General features: G+C 46.4%; 12 protein-coding genes. 6 read left to right on the plus strand and 6 right to left on the minus strand.

What is annotated here, in order from left to right; translation table 11 throughout:
- The 4 genes from CEQ48_RS10690 (at position 1) to CEQ48_RS10705 (ending at position 6,601) form a co-directional block, all read left to right on the plus strand.
- Positions 1-1,080 carry an efflux RND transporter periplasmic adaptor subunit gene (locus CEQ48_RS10690; RefSeq protein ID WP_000691876.1) on the plus strand — a complete coding sequence of 360 codons (1,080 nt, stop codon included), beginning with the start codon at positions 1-3 and terminating at the stop codon, positions 1,078-1,080.
- The gene (gene vexK / locus CEQ48_RS10695) at positions 1,073-4,171 is read left to right on the plus strand and encodes an efflux RND transporter permease subunit VexK (protein ID WP_198301257.1); all 3,099 of its coding nucleotides are present in this window, start codon (positions 1,073-1,075) and stop codon (positions 4,169-4,171) included. Before CEQ48_RS10690 ends, vexK begins: the two co-directional genes overlap by 8 nt.
- Positions 4,172-4,484: 313 nt before the next feature.
- Positions 4,485-5,834, plus strand: coding sequence for an NADP-specific glutamate dehydrogenase (gene gdhA / locus CEQ48_RS10700; RefSeq protein WP_089071223.1), 1,350 nt, complete (start codon positions 4,485-4,487; stop codon positions 5,832-5,834).
- A gap of 185 nt (positions 5,835-6,019) precedes the next feature.
- Positions 6,020-6,601 (plus strand): DNA-3-methyladenine glycosylase I, encoded by a 582-nt coding sequence (locus CEQ48_RS10705; RefSeq protein WP_089071224.1) that lies wholly within the window; start codon positions 6,020-6,022, stop codon positions 6,599-6,601.
- An 87-nt stretch (positions 6,602-6,688) separates the two neighbouring features.
- On the opposite strand, the gene CEQ48_RS10710 is transcribed toward CEQ48_RS10705, so the two are convergent.
- Positions 6,689-7,879 carry a cystathionine beta-lyase gene (locus CEQ48_RS10710; protein ID WP_089071225.1) on the minus strand — a complete coding sequence of 397 codons (1,191 nt, stop codon included), beginning with the start codon at positions 7,877-7,879 and terminating at the stop codon, positions 6,689-6,691.
- An 80-nt stretch (positions 7,880-7,959) separates the two neighbouring features.
- Positions 7,960-9,414: a cardiolipin synthase gene (gene cls, locus CEQ48_RS10715; RefSeq protein WP_089071226.1), complete on the minus strand. Its 1,455-nt coding sequence runs from the start codon at positions 9,412-9,414 to the stop codon at positions 7,960-7,962.
- A 547-nt stretch (positions 9,415-9,961) separates the two neighbouring features.
- Here cls and CEQ48_RS10720 point away from each other — a divergent pair.
- On the plus strand, positions 9,962-11,248 hold the full coding sequence (locus CEQ48_RS10720) for a sodium-dependent transporter (RefSeq protein WP_232477894.1): 1,287 nt from the start codon (positions 9,962-9,964) through the stop codon (positions 11,246-11,248).
- A 192-nt stretch (positions 11,249-11,440) separates the two neighbouring features.
- Here CEQ48_RS10720 and CEQ48_RS10725 read toward each other — a convergent pair whose 3' ends face one another.
- Positions 11,441-12,481, minus strand: a complete 1,041-nt coding sequence (locus CEQ48_RS10725) for a type III polyketide synthase (protein WP_089071228.1) — start codon at positions 12,479-12,481, stop codon at positions 11,441-11,443.
- A gap of 1,139 nt (positions 12,482-13,620) precedes the next feature.
- Here CEQ48_RS10725 and CEQ48_RS10735 point away from each other — a divergent pair.
- Positions 13,621-14,328, plus strand: coding sequence for a TIGR01621 family pseudouridine synthase (locus CEQ48_RS10735; RefSeq protein ID WP_089071230.1), 708 nt, complete (start codon positions 13,621-13,623; stop codon positions 14,326-14,328).
- Positions 14,329-14,386: 58 nt separating this feature from the next.
- On the opposite strand, the gene CEQ48_RS10740 is transcribed toward CEQ48_RS10735, so the two are convergent.
- The 3 genes from CEQ48_RS10740 to CEQ48_RS10750 are packed head-to-tail and all read right to left on the minus strand — an operon-like array spanning position 14,387 to position 17,335.
- On the minus strand, positions 14,387-15,007 hold the full coding sequence (locus CEQ48_RS10740; RefSeq protein ID WP_089071231.1) for a CDP-alcohol phosphatidyltransferase family protein: 621 nt from the start codon (positions 15,005-15,007) through the stop codon (positions 14,387-14,389).
- The gene (locus CEQ48_RS10745) at positions 14,986-15,669 is read right to left on the minus strand and encodes an ATP-binding cassette domain-containing protein (RefSeq protein ID WP_089071232.1); all 684 of its coding nucleotides are present in this window, start codon (positions 15,667-15,669) and stop codon (positions 14,986-14,988) included. Before CEQ48_RS10745 ends, CEQ48_RS10740 begins: the two co-directional genes overlap by 22 nt.
- A complete protein-coding gene (locus CEQ48_RS10750; protein WP_089071233.1) occupies positions 15,635-17,335 on the minus strand; it encodes an ABC transporter permease in 1,701 nt (566 codons plus the stop codon). The genes CEQ48_RS10745 and CEQ48_RS10750 overlap by 35 nt, the downstream gene beginning before the upstream one ends.
- Between the last annotated feature and the right edge of the window lie 9 nt (positions 17,336-17,344).

Here is a 17,344-nt window from a genome sequence, read left to right on the forward strand (position 1 = left end):
ATGAAAATAATTCGTTACACCGCTTGGTTGGCTCACTTACTCTTGATCGCAGGATGCAGTGAACCCACGAAGCTTGAACGCGATACGCTACCGCGAGTAAAGGTGGCGCAGGCAGGTGAAAAAGTCAGTGATAAGCTCTTTTTTCCGGCGGTGGCCAATGCGGCTGAACGTTCTCATTTGAGTTTTCGAGTGGCAGGTGAAATCAGTAAGTTCCATGTCAAAGAGGGCGCTCGCGTTAAGCAAGGCGACATCTTGGCTGAAATTGAGCCAACCGATTACCGTTTAGCTGTCGATAATGCTCAAGCTCGATTTTCCGTGATTGATAGTCAATATCGGCGTTCACAACCACTGGTCGAAAAGGGCTTATTAGCCAAATCACAGTTTGATGAAATTGCTGCGCAGCGCCAAATCGCTCGTGCTGAGCTAGAGTTGGCGAAACTTCGTCTCTCCTTCACCCAATTACGCGCACCAATCGATGGCATCATCTCGCGTGTCAGCGCCGAGCAGTTTGAAAGTGTTCAGGTTGGCCAACAAATCGTCAATATTCACAATATCGATAGCGTTGAAGTTTTGATTCAACTGCCTGATCGCCTGTATGCGACACAACCGACGGCCAGCGAGTTGGCGAAGATAGAAACCGTGGTGCGTGTCCCAAGTGGTCAAGTTTATCCCGCACGTATCAAAGAATTCACCACTGAGCCAGACCCTGCCACGGGGACATTTACTGTCACCCTTTCTCTGCCCATGCCAGAGCAAGAACTGATCTTGGATGGCATGGCTGTTGAAGTGAGTGCCAAAGGGCAACATGTCGGGCTAAACCCACTCAACACCATCAGTATTCCGATTGAGGCGATTTTTAATGCCGACGGTGATGAGTTAGACAAAACCGCTCAATACGTTTGGTTGCTAAACAACGACAATACTGTGAGCAAACGTCAGGTGCGGTTAGCGAAAGCGTCACGCAGCCATGTTCAAGTCAGTGAAGGAATTAACGCGGGAGATCGTTTAGTGGTCGCTGGCGTTGCAAGATTGAGAGATGGAATGAAAGTACAAGTCCTTGAGGAGCGTGGCCATGAGTGAACAGAAGCAGACCCCGCCAGAGAATAATGAGAACCAAGGTGTTGCCGCTTACTTCATCAATAATCGCGTGATCAGTTGGATGGTTTCGCTGATTTTTTTGATTGGAGGGACGGCCGCATTTTTTAATTTAGGACGTTTGGAAGACCCCGCTTTTACCATTAAAGATGCCATGGTGGTGACCTCTTATCCGGGGGCAACTCCTCAGCAAGTGGAAGAGGAAGTGACTTATCCGCTGGAAAAAGCGATTCAGCAATTAACTTATGTCGATGAGGTGAATTCGATTTCGAGCCGTGGTTTATCCCAGATCACGGTGACAATGAAAAACAATTATGGCCCGGATGATTTGCCGCAAATCTGGGATGAGCTGCGGCGTAAAGTGAATGATTTAAAAGGCGCTTTACCGCCGGGTGTGAATCCGCCTTTGGTGATCGATGATTTCGGTGATGTGTATGGCATCTTGTTGGCGGTTACTGGCGAAGGTTACAGCTACAAAGAGCTACTTGATTATGTGGATTATCTGCGCCGTGAATTGGAGTTAATTGATGGCGTCAGTAAAGTCTCAGTCAGCGGGCAGCAGCAAGAGCAGGTTTTCATCGAGATCTCGATGAAACGGATCAGTACGCTAGGGATTTCGCCGCAAACCGTCTTCAATCTGCTCTCGACACAAAACTTAGTCTCGGATGCCGGAGCGATCCGGATCGGCTCTGAGTATATTCGCATTCATCCGACAGGTGAGTTTGACGATGTGGAGAAATTGGGCGACCTGATCCTGAGCGAAAGGGGCGCACAAGGGCTGATTTATCTACGCGATGTGGCCGAAGTTAAACGTGGCTACGTGGAAGTTCCAAGTAACGTTATCACCTTTAACGGTAAGCTCGCGCTTAACGTGGGGGTCTCGTTTGCTCAAGGCGTCAACGTGGTGGAAGTCGGGCAACGCTTCGATCGCCGTTTGGCCGAGCTCAAATATCAACAACCGATCGGGATTGATATTGCCGAAGTGTATAGCCAGCCCAAAGAAGTCGATAAATCGGTCAGTGGTTTTGTGGTGAGCCTTGGACAAGCGGTCGCCATCGTTATCATCGTATTACTGTTCTTTATGGGACTGCGCTCGGGGCTGTTGATTGGTCTGATCCTGCTTTTGACCGTACTGGGCACCTTCATTTTCATGCAGTATTTCAAAATCGACCTACAGCGTATTTCATTGGGCGCGCTGGTTATCGCTTTAGGGATGCTGGTGGATAATGCGATTGTGGTGGTCGAGGGGATTTTGATTGGCACGCAGAAAGGCCGAACGCGCTTGCAAGCGGCAACGGACATTGTCACCCAAACCAAATGGCCACTGCTCGGGGCGACAGTGATTGCCGTGACTGCCTTTGCGCCTATTGGCCTTTCGGAAGATGCAACGGGTGAATACTGTGGAACCTTGTTCACGGTATTGCTTATTTCGTTGATGCTGAGTTGGTTTACGGCCATTTCGCTGACGCCATTTTTTGCCGATCTGTTCTTCCGTGGTCAGAAAGCGCCAGCCAGTGGTGAAGAAAGTGATCCCTACCAAGGTTTTGTCTTTGTGGTCTATCGCCGATTCCTTGAGTTTTGTATGAAGCGCGCTTGGCTCACGATGGGCGTGTTGGTGCTCGGACTTGCAGCGAGTTTGTATGGCTTTACCAAAGTGAAACAAGCTTTCTTCCCATCATCGACCACCCCTATGTTTATGGTCGATGTTTGGATGCCTGAAGGGACGGACATTCGAGCGACGGATGCCATTTTATTAGAGCTGGAAAAATGGTTGTCGGCTCAAGAAAGTGTCGACAGCGTGACCACTACCGCAGGCAAAGGTCTACAACGCTTCATGCTGACTTACTCACCAGAGAAAAGTTATGCCGCTTACGGTGAGATCACTACACGTGTTACGGACTACCAACAGCTCGCTGCCTTGATGGCGCGTTTTCGGGCGCACTTAGACGCCCGCTATCCTCAGATTAACTACAAGCTGAAACAGATTGAGTTAGGGCCAGGTGGCGGAGCCAAAATTGAAGCGCGCATTGTAGGTTCAGACCCAACGGTACTGCGCAGTATCGCAGCGCAAGTGATGGATGTGATGTACACTGACCCCGGTGCCTACAACATACGCCACGATTGGCGTGAACGCACCAAAGTGTTGGAGCCGCAGTTTAATGAAAGCCAAGCGCGTCGTTATGGGATCACCAAGGCGGATGTGGATGAGTTTTTAGCCATGTCATTCTCGGGTAAAACCATAGGGGTGTATCGTGATGGCACCACCTTGATGCCGATTGTGGCACGTTTACCGGAAGAAGAGCGGGTGGACATTCGTAATATCGAAGGCATGAAAATCTGGAGCCCAGCACTGAGTGAGTATATTCCATTGCAGCAAGTGACCCTTGGTTACGAAATGCGTTGGGAAGATCCGCTGATTGTGCGTAAAAATCGTAAGCGCATGCTGACGGTGATGGCGGACCCAGATTTGTTAGGCGAAGAAACCGCGGCCACGTTACAACAGCGTTTGCAGCCACAGATTGAAGCCATTCCTTTACCGCCGGGTTATTTCCTTGAATGGGGCGGTGAGTATGAGTCATCCGGTGATGCTAAAGCTTCTTTGTTTAAAACCATGCCATTGGGTTATTTGTTCATGTTCCTTATCACCGTATTCTTATTTAACTCGGTGAAGGAGTCGCTGATCGTTTGGCTGACAGTACCTTTGGCGGTGATCGGGGTGACGACAGGTTTGTTGGCGCTGAATACGCCGTTTGGGTTTATGGCCTTGCTCGGCTTCTTGAGTCTTTCGGGTATGTTACTCAAGAACGGCATTGTGTTACTGGATCAGATCGAAATTGAAATGCACTCTGGCAAAGATCCGTATTTGGCGGTTGTCGATGCGTCTTTGAGCCGTGTTCGTCCCGTCTGTATGGCGGCGGTCACCACCATACTCGGTATGATCCCATTGCTGCCGGATATTTTCTTCCGGCCTATGGCGGTGACCATAATGTTTGGCTTGGGCTTTGCGACCGTACTGACTCTGATTGTCGTGCCGGTACTGTATCGCTTATTCCATCATGTAAAAGTGCCACAATAGCTCACTATCTTGGTCTTGATTTACGCTAATACATCGTGGCTCTTCGGAGCACACGATGTGTGCTTTCAATGCCGCGACTTACCGCCTAATAGTAAGTCGCTTACTTTCAAAATATTACAATTATTTCTCGAGTGAACTCTCTGTTTTTTCTGAAGAAAAAACTATTTAGTTATCAGATGTTTCTGAACGGTCATAGTACTGGTCTAGTGCTTGCTCGAACAAAATTTATAAATGATAATTTCTATCATTTTCGCCCGTGAGTTGACAGTTCATCAATTCACTTTTTAATCATTTGAATTATAAGGATATTCGCATGGCCAGTCGTATTGACGAAAAGCTTGAGCCTATCTACCAAGATATTTTAAAGCGCAACCCCGGTGAGACAGAGTTTCATCAAGCTGTCCACGAAGTTTTGGAAACCATAGGCCCAGTGCTTGTAAAGTACCCGGAGTTGGCTCAACAGAAAATTATTGAGCGTATTTGTGAACCGGAGCGGCAGATCATCTTCCGCGTCCCATGGCAAGACGATAAAGGTGAAATTCATATCAACCGCGCTTTCCGCGTTCAATTCAATAGTGCCTTGGGCCCTTACAAAGGTGGTATGCGTTTCCACCCTTCTGTCTATTTGGGCATTATCAAATTCTTGGGTTTTGAACAAATCTTCAAAAATGCATTGACTGGTATGCCGATCGGCGGTGGCAAAGGCGGTAGTGATTTCGACCCTAAAGGCAAATCGGATGCTGAAATTATGCGCTTTTGCCAGAGTTTGATGACCGAACTGTATCGTCACTTAGGTGAACACACCGATGTTCCAGCGGGTGATATTGGCGTAGGTGGGCGCGAAATAGGCTATTTATTTGGACAATACAAACGGCTAACAAACAGATATGAGTCGGGCGTGTTAACGGGCAAAGGGCTTCATTATGGTGGCAGTCGTGCACGTACTGAAGCCACTGGTTATGGTCTGGTATTTTTTGTTGAAGAAATGCTTAAAATTCGCAACGAAAGCCTAGAAGGAAAAACGGGTGTCGTGTCAGGTTCAGGGAATGTTGCGATATATGCCATTCAAAAAGCCCAACAACTGGGCGCTAAAGTGATTGCGTGCTCAGATTCTAGTGGTGTCATTATCGATGAATGCGGCATTGATGTTGCGCTGTTACGACAAATTAAAGAAGTTGAGCGTTTACGTTTGACGGCTTATGCAGAGCGCAGAGCCAGCAGCAAATTCATTAAAGATGGCAATATTTGGAATATTGCGTGTAATTTCGCATTACCTTGTGCAACTCAGAATGAGCTGAATGGGCATGATGCAGAACTGTTGGTTCAGAATGGTTGTCAATTGGTTGCTGAAGGTGCCAACATGCCAAGCACCCCAGAAGCGATCAGAATATTTCTCAATAACAACATCAGCTTTGGCCCTGGTAAAGCAGCTAATGCTGGAGGCGTGGCGACCAGTGCATTAGAAATGCAACAAAATGCGAGTCGTGACAGTTGGAGTTTTGAGTACACTGAAAAGCGTTTACAAGAGATCATGATTGGTATCCATCGTGATTGCTATGAAACATCCATTGAGTTCGGGGTTCCTGGTAACTATGTCGCAGGTGCCAACATTTTTGGCTTCTTGAAAGTTAGCCGAGCCATGTTGTCTATGGGACTCATTTAACTTACCCAACGTTTTCAGAGTCAAGTAATAAGTAAAAGGATCAATTTCGCATAGGTCCTTTTACTTTTGAGACAAAGGATTGAATAAGAGTACTTTTGCTAATGTGACGGTAGCTAAGCGTTTCAAACTCAGCTATACACGGATGAAGACACAAACCAACCCCAAAAAAAAGAGAGAGAAGGTTTATGGATACAACGGAGCACACCGTTTGTACTTGGGCACTGAACCATCCCTTAGAGCGTGAATATCACGATAAGGAGTGGGGCAGAGCCGTTCATGATGATACTAAGTTATTCGAGTTTCTCACCTTAGAAGGAGCGCAAGCGGGATTGAGTTGGCTCACGGTATTGAAAAAGCGTGAAGGGTATCGCCAAGCCTTTTTAGGTTATGATTTAGAGCGCCTCGCACAGTGTGATGAAAGCCATGTTGAGCAGATCATTGCCGATTACGATGTGGTGAAACATCGTGGCAAAATTGCCTCGGTGTTCTCGAATGCGCGTGCTGCCTTGGCGTTACAACAGGAGTTTGGTTCTTTAGATGCTGCGTTGTGGCAGTTTGTCGGTGGTCAACCTAAGATCAACCACAGGATGAGCATGAGCGATATACCTGCCTCAACGGAAGAATCAAAAGCCATGAGCAAATTTCTGAAAAAACGTGGGTTTAAGTTTGTTGGCGAAACGATTTGCTATGCCTTCATGCAAGCGTGTGGTTTGGTGAATGATCATTTAGTTGGGTGTCCAAATAATCCTGATGCGGCCAAACTCTGATTTCCCAAGAACTGATTTGGGAAAACACGGAAAATCAAAGCAAATAGGGGCATGACGCCCCTATTATGATCATGAAATACAAAATCGTTATGCATGCAGGATCTGATTGTAGCGCGCAAAACCCGCTTCCAGATCGGCGATTAGATCTTCGACATCTTCTAACCCGATATGTACTCGGAGTAGAGTGCCGCAGAAGTGAGGATTCGCGACTGAGCGAAGAGAGGTAAAGGCTTTGGGTTCGTGGGCTAAGATCAAACTTTCAAATCCACCCCAAGAAAAGCCCATGCTGAAGTGTTGCATGCCATCGAGTAGAGCGGTTGTGGCTTCTGGATGCGTCGTTTTCAACACAAAAGAGAACAAACCATTGCCGCCAGTAAAATCACGTTTGAAAAACTCGTGTCCCGGACAGGTCGCTAACGCAGGGTGGCGAACATGATCGACCTCTGGGCGAGTTAGCAACCAATGGGCAATCTGTAAACTGTTTTGTTCATGCTGGCGTAAACGTACATCGAGAGTACGCAATCCACGCATTGCCATGTACACATCGTCAGGTGAAGCATATTGTCCCATCAAATAGCTGTGTTCACGCAGTTGTGCCCAACACTTTTCATTGGCCACCGCAGTACCGAGCATTACATCAGAATGACCGACAATGTATTTGGTCGCGGCTTGAATTGAAATATCGACGCCATGTTCGAAAGGTGAGAACAGTACCCCAGCCGCCCAAGTGTTATCCAACATGACAACGATGTCGTGCTCGTGAGCGATGCGAGAGAGTGTGGGAATATCCTGCACTTCCATGGTCAGTGAGCCCGGTGATTCGGTAAACAGAACCTTGGTATTGGGTTGAATCAACTCACGAATACCTTCGCCAAGCATAGGGTCATAATAGGTGGTTGATACACCGAGTTTTTTCAGTACTTTCTCGCAAAAGTCACGGGTGGGTTCGTAACAGGTATCGACCATCAAGATATGGTCACCTTGCGCAACAAAAGAGAGAATCGCGTTGGTGATGGCCGCTGCGCCACAAGGGTAGAGCACGCAACCTGCGCCGCCTTCAATCTCAACCATTGCTTCTTGAAAAGCGAAGTGAGTTGTGGTGCCACGACGTCCGTAAAACAGGGTTTTGTTGGCGCGATTGATCGCCGCTTGGTTTTTTTGCGCGACCGTATCAAACACCACAGTAGAAGCGCGTTGCACTGGGGGGTTAACCACGCCAAGTGTCCATTTTTTGTTGCGTCCCGCGGTAACGAGGCGGGTCTTTTTACCTTCTGACATCTGCTGTCCTTGTCTGACTTTACAAAACGTTATTTAAACCATGGTGCCGTGCAGGATGGCAACCCCATTCAGAGAGAAAATCACAGTAATGGGTTAAACAGATAAAATACGCGCTCTAAGAATCGGTTGTACCACGGACGCTGCTCCCACTCGGCATAAACGACGGAATGAGACTGAGCAATGTACTGCTGCTGCAGCCAATGCATCTGTTGAGTAAATTCCAGATCATCCACGGCGAGTGTAAGCTCAAAGTTAAGCCATAAGCTGCGCATGTCCAGATTCACCGTCCCCACTAAACAGAATTGCTGGTCAATCACGACGGACTTTGTGTGCAGCAAACCACCATCAAATTCATGGATCTGTACGCCAACCTCGAGTAATTCGCCGTAAAACGCTCTTGAGGCCCATTGCACCATGAGCGAGTCGTTCTTTTTCGGAATAATAATGTCGACTTTGATGCCACGTTGCGCCGTCATTTTTAATGTGGCCAGCAAATCTGCGCTTGGCACGAAATAAGGTGTAGTGATGCAGACTGAGCGATTGGCTTGGTTGATCGCTAACGTCAGCACTTGAGAAATTAAATTCTCAGGCATACCAGGGCCAGAAGGGACAACTTGGATTGGATGCTGAGGCTGATTCGGTTCGAGGCGGCATTCAGGATTTTTCGGCAACATGCGTGAGCCGGTTTCAAATTCCCAATCCCAACAATGAATGGCCGAGAGGACATTCACGGTCGGTCCTGTCACTCGAACCATAATATCGATCCACTGGCCCACGCCTGCATTTTGCTTGAAGTAGGCAGGGTCAACCATATTCATGGAGCCGGTGTAGGCGATTTCATCGTCAATCACAATGATTTTGCGATGTTGGCGCAGATCTAGCCGACGCAGGAAGATCCGCCAAGGGCTGACTTCTAACGCTTGTACTACCTCAATCCCAGCATCGCGCATCATTTTTTCCCAAGGGCTACGGAAAAAACGTGGGCTGCCAGCGGAATCCAGCAACAGTTTGACGTTGACACCGCGTTTTGAGGCTTGAATCAAGGCCGAAGCAACCGCATCGGCTAAACCACCAGGATGCCAGATGTAGAACACCATACGAATTTGAAACTGGGCGCGTTCAATATCATCAATGATGGCGTGCAAGATTTCATTCGGATAGTTCAGTAAAGATAAGGTATTACCACTGAGTGCGGGTATGCCCATCCGGTTGTTACACAGCTCATCAATTCGTGAGATGTGTGCTCCCATCCCTTCTTGTACATGAGCTTGGCAATCATTGAGAGAGCGGAACCAGTGGCCGAAAGGCGTAAACATCTCTTTAGCGCGTTCGGCTCGTTTACGGCCGAGGTTGAGTTCCCCAAACAGGAAATAGCAGAGCACCCCCACAACTGGGATGATGTAAATCACCATCAGCCAAGCCAAAGAAACACTGACCGCACGTCTTTTCAAAACAACACGAATCGTGACACCGGCGACCAAAAGCCAATAGATGCCGATACTGAGCAAAGTGAGGAAGTGATAAACCTTATCCATGCCTATCCAATAACAAACTGATATTCAAAGGGGATAGTAAAGCGAAAGCATAAGAGAAGGAAGCGAACTGGCCAAATTAATACGATAGTTAGGCTCATCCTACTTGAAGCGACCAGTCGTCCGAGTATATACCCTTCCTACTTGAAGCTGCAGCGGTGTTGGCTACGTTCGTTCACCCCAATCACATAGTCTGTCTATGCTCATGGGGCTTCACTCACTTGCCGCCTACCTGCAACTCCAAGTCGTTTGGGTATAGGTAGGATGTTGTTGTTACTAATTTGTAAAAATGAGTGTAAGGTGTCAAGCTTTGGATGAAAAACAAACAAACGCACCAGAAATATTACTGGTGAATAGCAAAATAGACTGTTTGGGCTTCCAATTTTATTCTTGAACTGATTTACTTGCCATACTTACAAAGTTAGTGATGATTTTGTCATGTGTAATTTTATTTTTACACCTACAATCATAAGCAAACAAACACAATTCATTGGTAGCAAATATGGCAAGTGGTTCTAGAGGTCAGTTCACCTCTCGATTTGGATTTATTATGGCCGCAGCGGGTTCTGCGGTGGGGCTTGGCAATGTATGGGGCTTCCCAACTCAAGCTGCCAGTAATGGTGGTGCCGTTTTCCTTTTAGTTTATCTCTGTATGGTCTTTCTTCTCGCTTACCCGATGTTGGTGGCGGAGTTAACCATTGGGCGTTATGGTCAATCTAACCCGATACGTGCATTTCGCTCTGTTTGGCTGCAAGGCAAATGGGGTGCGATTTTGCTTGGTGTTATCGGCATGGTCGTGGTGTCACTCATCCTTAGCTTTTACGCCATCGTCGCAGGCTGGCTAGTGGGCTCCCTGTTTGGTAGTGGCTTAACGCTGATTGGTGCCGACAGTGCAAGTCAGTGGCTCACGTCGTTCAGTACTGAGCGAAATCTCATTTTGATGGTGTCATTCATGGTATTGACCATGTTTGTGGTGCGTAACGGTGTCGCTAACGGGATTGAAAAATGGTCTACCCGTTTAATGCCACTGCTATTTGTTCTGTTTGGTTTACTGACGGTATACATCTTCACTCAAGAGGGGGCTCTGGATGGACTCAAAATGTATCTGGTACCAGATTTGAGCCACTTTACGCCTGATGTTGTGGTTAGCGCGATGGGCCAAGCCTTCTTCTCGCTGTCACTAGGTGTGTGTGTGATGACCACTTATGGCTCCTACCTCAACAAAGAAGCAAATTTGCCGAAAACCGCAGCGCAAGTGGCTTTGATTGATACTGGTGTAGCCTTCATTGCTGGCTTGATGGTACTGCCTGCTATGTTTGTTGCGAAACACAACGGTGTGGAGATTTTCTCTCCATCCGGTGAGTTACTCAATTCTGATACCTTAGTCTTTACCGTGTTACCTGCGATGTTTGACACCATGGGGGCGGTAGGTGCTGTGATTGGTATTATCTTCTTCCTTTTGATGATCATTGCCGCATTGACTTCTTCCATTTCTATGTTGGAAGTGCCCGTCGCTTGCGCAGTGGAAGAGTTACAGCAGAAACGATCTAGTGCGGTGTTATGGATTGGCGGTTTGGTCACGATCATTTCTGGTGTGATTGTGCTGAATTTTTCCAGCTTGTTTGGTTTAGTGATTAACTTCACCACGGTTTACTCGCAACCGATCATCGCACTTTTGATTACCTTGATTGCGGGTTGGATTTGGAATCGTAACCAGATCCTATTGGAGCTGAAACAAGGCTGCCCTGAAATCGAAAACAGCTTATTTTGGAAAATCTGGCCTTGGTATGTACGCCTAGTGTGTCCTGTACTGATGTTGATGGTATTTTTCGCTTAATCGCGGAGTCATCTGCATAAATTTTTAATAAATACAGTTGAAAAGCCGAAACATCACGATGTGTTTCGGCTTTTTTAATTGCAGGCCGATTATCATTTTTACCGCTGCTTTAAAAAAAGCATAAAGGGCCGCAACGAGGAAATCTTTAATTTAAACATCGCTCCTTTAGATGTGTTCGCGGGATATGAAATCTTAAACCCATACGCCGACCGCAAGCTCAGTGGTAAAACCAGGGCCAAAAGCAGAAATTACACCTTTATCTCCTTTTTTTCGTTCAATAAAACTTCTGGAAAGAACATCAAGCACCGCTACGCTCGAAGTATTACCGGTTAAACGTAAACACTCCCTTGAATGATGCAGATGTGAGGGTGAAAGTTGAAGGCAGCGTTCAACTTCATCTAAGATTCTACGCCCTCCTGTGTGAGAGATATAAAAGTCGATTTTATCTAGCCCCCCCAATTCTTGAACAATAAATTTCTCCATCTCAGGTGCGGCCAACTCTACAGAATACATAACTTCTTTATCGAGAGAGAAGTGGAACCCTTGATCCGTGATCCCATATTTAATGTAGGACTCTGTATCTTTAATCATAAAACCGTGTTTGGCTAAGACCTTGAAACCACTGAGGTTATCGTCTCCTCTCATAACAACGCTAGCGACACCATCTCCAAACAAAGCATCAGAGATAAAGTCTTGTAATCGGTCGGCTTGGCGATGAAAGCAGAGAGAGGATGTTTCGACAGACACAATCAACACATTGTTTTTCTTTGATTGTAGACAGTGTTCATAAGCTCGATTGATAGCAAATGCACCACCTACGCACCCCATCTGGGCAATAGGTAACTGAATCGTGTTGCCCCGTAAGTTAAGTTGGTTAATTAAATAGGCGGTTAAGGAGGGCATCATAAAACCCGTGCATGAAGTGACGATAACCATCGAGATTTCTTCAGGTTGTAATTCGGCATTATTCAGCGCTTTTTTCGCGGCATTAATGGCTAATTTTTTAGAATGTTTTTCGTAGAGTTCACCCCGTTGACCAAAGTTATCTAGTTTCATTATTTCATCAAATGGAATTATTGTATGGCGCTTTTCAATCGTCGTATTCTGGATCATTTCAAATGCACGATCTCCATGCCGAATATTGGGGTGATATAAGTGAATAAAATTTACTATGTCTTCATTGGTAACTATGTTAATTGGATAAAGTGATTCCGGAAGGCAAAGGGTAGGCATAATAATTCCTCTTGGTTGTGTTGAGCTTGTTTATTAAGACCTAAAATTAATAAAAATTCATTCATTATGATTGTGATGCTGATTCAAATATTAATAGTATGTCGTTTTTGTATGGATTTTTGTTTTAATTGTCATTTGATGTGTTATTAATAAACGGTTTATTGTCATAAGGATTTTTATGAAAATTAAAAACAATGGTTCAAAGAATATCCTGCAGGCAATGGTAATTTCGATGATCTTCAAGTGGTTGGGGATTGGAGTGAATGTGCAGTCAGTTGCTCACTCTAATTGTGCAGCCGCCAGTATTCTTGAGACTTTGTTGCGTAATTCGGTTCAAAAACAACCGTACCTATTTTGTATGTTTTTCTTAAAGCATACCTAGCCTTGTCAGCTTATTTATGACTTTTATCATTGTGTGAGGTCCACTCACTTGACCAGTGTGATTTCTCAAGCTCAACCGACAACCTAGTAATTACTTCGCTCGATGCCTAGTCTTTTCTGAGAGAGAATCGATATTTAGTTCCATTAATCTGCGCAATAAATTTCGTATGAATTATTTATTGAACAATACAGAGCCGAGATGGATTGCTTAATGAGTGATATGGGATGCTTTTATTGGGGAAAGGTGTTTGGCTGATATATTGAAAGAGCAAATGAAAAAATTTCGCTCAGGAGTAAATGAATTGCCTTGAGATAATGGGAAAGTATATCGAGTAAAAAAGTTAAAGAATGAATCAGTATCTGAATTAAATGTTGGAGATATTGTTTATGGCTCTGGTTTCATTTTGTTCTCAATAATACAAACGCTGCCAGAGTAATTTCTGAAAATGAAAAATAAGCTTCGTTTGCACAAAAGAAAAAATTGAAATAGAACTTACACAAGGAGGTAATACGTTGCCATCATGGTTTCCCAAATTTTCGGATGAAGACGAAATGCTAGTGCAGCCGAGGACTTATATGCGAGTGAAAGCGATAGTCAGTCAGGGTTGATTGCTTTAGAAAACGTAACCTCATTATGTGAAGAACAGCATGCTTACAATCTTTTCGCTGCAGAAAGAGAAACTATTGATAGAGTTGTGCAAGTTAGGCGACATTCTTTCTACGTTAAGTATAATCACGCCGCAAAGTGAGGCGTATTTATGTTTGATATTCTGTTTACCCATCCTGATTTTCTGCTTATCAATAAACACCCCAATGTATCGGTCCATAAAGATGATGGCGATACCATGCTGCTGCAAGAAGTGGCGATGCAAACAGGGGATGGTCAGCTCTACTTGGTGCATCGGTTGGATAAGATGACGTCGGGAATTTTGCTGTTGGCAAGAAATGCCGCCGCGGCCAGTGAGCTTTCGCAAGGCTTTGCTAAGCGCAAGGTTGAAAAATTCTATCTGGCGATTGGCAGTAAAAAGCCGAAGAAAAAACAAGGTTTGATCTGCGGAGATATGGAGCGCTCACGTCGCTCATCATGGAAGCTGGTGAACTCGCAAGAAAATCCGGCGATCACGCAATTTTTCTCTGCGACCGCAGCACCGGGGGAGCGCTTGTTTTTGTGTAAGCCCCATACCGGAAAAACCCACCAAATTCGCGTAGCGTTAAAATCGATAGGTTCTGCGATTGTGGGGGATCCTATTTACAATACGGCGAATGAGTCCGATCGCGGTTATTTGCACGCTTTTGCCTTGCGTTTTATCTATCAAGGTGAGGTTTACCAATGGCTGTGCGATCCGCGTCAGTTTTCACACTTAGGTCAGAAATGGCACGAAGAAGCGGTGAATCAAGGGATTGAAAATTGGCTATCACCTTGGGATCTACCTTGGCCTGCGCTGAAAGTGGGGGCGAAAGAGTAGGCGATCGTTCTCATTGTGCCCTCAACGTGTCGATCAACTCACGGTGAGGGCGCGAACTTTACCCTTGTTCGACGTGTTGCAAGGTTTGAAAACCGTAATAGATGCGTGTTGCCGTAGTAAACCAACAGGCAGCACCAAACAGCCAAGCTAGGGTTGAAAAAGAGTGAGGCAATAAACACATCAACATGAAGCAGGCGATGGTTTCCGTGCCTTCGGTGAGTCCGCTCATGTAATACAAGGATTTGTGCTGATACACCGGATTGGTGATGTTACGCTTACTGGCCATGACTGCAAAAGCAAGAAAGCTACTGCCCGTCCCGATAAAGGCAAAAATCAAGAAAGCACCCGCGACCGCGTTATGTTCTGGGTTCGCGAGGACAAAGCCAAACGGCACTAAAGAGTAGAACAGAAAGTCGAGGCTAATATCGAGAAATCCTCCCGCATCTGTCAGCCCTTGGCGGCGTGCGAGGGCACCATCCAGTCCATCGCAGAGTCGATTAACCGCAATCAATACCAAGGCGAGCCAGTATTGCTGCATAGCAAGCGCAGGTAATGCTAACGCCCCAATCACAAAGCCGAATACCGTGGTTTGATTGGCGGTGACGCCCGCTTCATCCAGCAATCCTGCGGCTTGATGAAGTGGCCTGCGAATGATTTTTATCGCGTAGCGATCAAGCATTGTTTACCTCTGTTTGTTGTTTGTTGCTCAATGACTGGCCATTCAATGACACGACTTCCCACTGGCACATCCTCATGGTCATGAGTGACCATGAGTGTTGGGATCCCTGCGCTGGTCAGTTGATTGAAAACCCAATCTCGAAATTGGCTGCGTAAGGCTTTATCTAATTTACTGAAGGGTTCATCCAGCAGAACCAATTTAGGCTCGGCGAGCAGCATGCGCATCAAACTGATCCGTGCCCGTTGGCCACCAGAAATCTGCTCGGGAAACGAGCAAGCCAGCTCAGTGAGGGCAATTTTCGTTAAAGCGGCATAAGCGTTTTTCTTACGTTGTTCGCCTTTAATCGAATTCGGCAACGCAAACGCTAAGTTTTCCCACACATTGAGGTGTGGAAAAAGCCAATCTTCTTGAAAAAGCATGCCTACTTGGCGTTGATGAGCTGGCAGTGTATTGAGTTGCATATCCCCAAGTTTCATCGAACCTTGAAACGTAAAATCCGTGGCGAGATGACCCGCAATCACGCTCAGTAAGGTGGATTTGCCGCAGCCACTAGGGCCCATTAGGCTCACAATCTCGCCTTCTGCGATAGTCAAATTAAACTCTGCCAAAAGGCAGTGGCCACCTTGTTTATGGATGGCGAGGTTTTCGAGAGAAAATATCATGAAATACCGCTGTAAATTGTGCTGCTCGATGGCGATGAATTTGCATGCGTCCGAGTAACAGAGCAATTGAAAAGAACACAAAAGGCAGGAGTGCTTGGCAGAGAGCGTAAATTGCCGTCACTCGACGATCGTAACCGCTGGAGAGGGCAACGGCCTCTGTTGTGACTGTGGTTAAGCGTCCGCCACCGAGCATCAAGGTCGGGAGATACTGCGCCAGACTGACACTGATCCCGACGGCCCACGCATAAAGTAGGGCAGGAAACAGCAGTGGCAGTTTGATTTTCCAGAAAATTTGCCATTCGCTTTTACCCAAACTGCGCGCAATCTTTGAGAAATTCGAATTGTAGCTTTGCCAAGGGCCACTTAAGGCTAAGTAAACTAAGGGAAAAGCAAAAAACGTGTGTGCCCATACTACCCACAAGGTATAGGCTTGAGAGGCAATCAGCAGAGTCAAAACTTGGATGCCAAACAGCAAGGAGAGCTGGGGCAGCAACATAGGTAACGCGATGATGTAAACTGGGATCGCCCGTTGAGTGTGCAATCGATACTCTTGGGCAAGGATGCCCAATAATAGCGCTAAGCTACCGGAACCAAGGGCAAGCAAAACGCTGGTTTCCATGTTGTGCAGGACATTCGGCCACTCGTCATACCAAAATTGTCCAGTCCATTGTGTCGGTAAAAGATCTGGAAAACGCCAGCGCTGTGCCAAACTCCAAATCAATGTGAGCGGAATCATGGCTCCTGAAATGGTGAACAACAGCGCAAGTAAGCTTTTGTGAGGCAAATGAAGGCTATAGCGACCAGAAGATTGCCACGCGCGATAGCCGCGAGTGAATAACCACTCAAACGCAACAATCGCCACTAAAACCATGCTTGCGAGAAGTAATAGCACTACCGCACCGGAAGCGGCTCTGGGTAGTAGGTTCAAATTGGGTTCATTAAACCACTGCCAAACTAAGACTGAAAAAGTCGGAGGAGTGTTAGGCCCTAACACTAAGCTGAAATCGACCACGGAAATGGCGTACGCGGCAACGGCAAACAAGGTAAAGCGGATTTTGCGCAGCCACTGCGGGAAGATAATCTTCCACCACATTTGTGACTCAGAATAACCTAGTGAAGCACTGAGCATTTTCATCTTGGTTAAATTCAGTTGCTGTAGAATGGGCAAGCTGATTAATAGGATAAAAGGCACTTCTTTTAGCGCCAGAGCGATAGTAAGGCCGATGGCGTAAGGGTCGTGCACTAGCCATGTCACATCATGCGAGTTATCACGGAATTCGAACCCGTGATAGAGCAGACGAGCCAACCAACCGGTCGAGGCAAACAAAAAAGCAAAACCGATCGCGAAGGCCACATGAGGTAAGGCAAGCAGGATAGATAAACTGTTTTCTATTCGCTTCCAGCGAGGATGAAACCAAAATCGCTGCAAAATGGCGAAGCTAATAAAGAGCGCAAGATAAGTACTGATTAGGGTCGAAGTGACAGAAAGGAGCAAGGCGTGTTCAACACCTTGCCATTGCCATACTTGGCTAAAGCCTTGCCAAGATAACTGGTGATGCCCAAGTGCAGGCAGATAACCTAAGGCTGAGATCACTACTCCTGCCAACCCTGGTAAGATCGGCGCTACACAGAGTAAAATTAAACCCCAATAGGCGGTTCTAAGCATGGTTTGACA

It is taken from the genome of Vibrio tarriae (assembly GCF_002216685.1).
Classification (GTDB): domain Bacteria; phylum Pseudomonadota; class Gammaproteobacteria; order Enterobacterales; family Vibrionaceae; genus Vibrio; species Vibrio tarriae.

Coding starts and splice junctions, on each gene's coding strand:
- CEQ48_RS10750 (WP_089071233.1), bottom strand. CDS start 17,335: ATGCTTAGAACCGCCTATTGGGGTTTAATTTTACTCTGTGTAGCGCCG.
- CEQ48_RS10745 (WP_089071232.1), bottom strand. CDS start 15,669: ATGATATTTTCTCTCGAAAACCTCGCCATCCATAAACAAGGTGGCCAC.
- CEQ48_RS10710 (WP_089071225.1), bottom strand. CDS start 7,879: ATGTCAGAAGGTAAAAAGACCCGCCTCGTTACCGCGGGACGCAACAAA.
- CEQ48_RS10725 (WP_089071228.1), bottom strand. CDS start 12,481: ATGCCTACCCTTTGCCTTCCGGAATCACTTTATCCAATTAACATAGTT.
- vexK (WP_198301257.1), top strand. CDS start 1,073: ATGAGTGAACAGAAGCAGACCCCGCCAGAGAATAATGAGAACCAAGGT.
- gdhA (WP_089071223.1), top strand. CDS start 4,485: ATGGCCAGTCGTATTGACGAAAAGCTTGAGCCTATCTACCAAGATATT.
- CEQ48_RS10705 (WP_089071224.1), top strand. CDS start 6,020: ATGGATACAACGGAGCACACCGTTTGTACTTGGGCACTGAACCATCCC.
- CEQ48_RS10735 (WP_089071230.1), top strand. CDS start 13,621: ATGTTTGATATTCTGTTTACCCATCCTGATTTTCTGCTTATCAATAAA.
- cls (WP_089071226.1), bottom strand. CDS start 9,414: ATGGATAAGGTTTATCACTTCCTCACTTTGCTCAGTATCGGCATCTAT.
- CEQ48_RS10720 (WP_232477894.1), top strand. CDS start 9,962: ATGGCCGCAGCGGGTTCTGCGGTGGGGCTTGGCAATGTATGGGGCTTC.
- CEQ48_RS10740 (WP_089071231.1), bottom strand. CDS start 15,007: ATGCTTGATCGCTACGCGATAAAAATCATTCGCAGGCCACTTCATCAA.
- CEQ48_RS10690 (WP_000691876.1), top strand. CDS start 1: ATGAAAATAATTCGTTACACCGCTTGGTTGGCTCACTTACTCTTGATC.